2 protein-coding genes are annotated in these 1,075 nt (G+C 42.8%); both read right to left on the bottom strand.

Going from position 1 to position 1,075, the window contains the following annotated elements; all coding sequences use genetic code 11:
• Positions 1–744 (bottom strand): methyl-accepting chemotaxis protein (locus AC3AYF_RS21630; RefSeq protein WP_487780524.1); only part of this gene is annotated, 744 nt, incomplete at its 3' end.
• Positions 745–783: 39 nt separating this feature from the next.
• The coding region (locus AC3AYF_RS21625; protein ID WP_487780523.1) for a flagellar hook-length control protein FliK at positions 784–1,075 on the bottom strand (292 nt) is incomplete at its 5' end.

The following is a 1,075-nucleotide window of genomic DNA, read 5'->3' as shown; positions in this document are numbered from 1 at the left end:
ATTCAAGGCCAATAGTTTAGTTTGCTCGGTAATGCCCCGAATTACATCAACAATAGCGCCGATATTACCTATATCACCTTCCAAATTATTTAATGTTTGTGCGGCTTTTTCAACTTCACCCGCCAATGAATCAATGGATTCAATCGTATCCAACACCACTTGCTTACCCGCTTTGGCTTCATTATCGGCATTGCGAGCAGCATCTGCAGCACCGGCAGCGGTACGTGCCACTTCTTGCACCGAGGCCGCCATTTCATTCATTGCTGTGGCAACTTGTGCCACCTCTGATTGTTGGGTCAATACCCCAGTCACCGTTTCTTGACTGATGCTTTCCATATTGCCCGTTGCGGCTTGCAACTGCGTAACCCCACCAGTCAATGTTTTAACTAAGTTAGAGACGTTTTTCCGTGCACTATCAAGTTCAAAAGCCATCCAACTAAAATCACTTTTACCCCGAATAACCACTTTATGGCTTAAATCGCCTTTTTTAATATTCTGTATCCCTGCTACCAACATATCGGCTTCATGTTCAGCACCAAAGTTACCTATATAGATAGAGGCAACATACAACACGGCACTCATAGCAACGGTAAATATTATTACCATCCATAATTGTTTATCAGCGGGGGTACCCGATGACTCCAAATACCAATACAGAACGATTAACAGAACCATACTGCCAATACCCATGCTGGCCATAAGTTGCATTCGTTTTTTTAAAGATAGGTTTTCTAACTTAAACATTACTGTCTCCACTCACAATAACTATAATTTAGCATAATTTTAAGCATATAAGCTCAAACCAATATCGAGCTCTTCTTGGTCGTTATTTTTGGGCTGTTCTTCACCGCTAAATTCATCACTTTCTGTACTTAACTGCTCACTCACTATCCCTGAATCATCCGTCTCTGCAGCGTCATCCTGATGTTGCTGTTCTGATGAATGCTGAGTGACCTCTGCATCCGCCAATTCCATCCCATTTTCGGTAAAACTTTCACGTAATCTTGGCAAGGCTTGCTCCAATGCCTCACGTGTTGCCGCATGGTTAGCAATAAAGGTCACACTAATCTGCTCG

The organism is Salinicola sp. (genome assembly GCF_982684285.1).
Note: the sequence above shows the minus strand (reverse complement) of the source record. Positions and strands in the feature narration are given on the sequence as shown.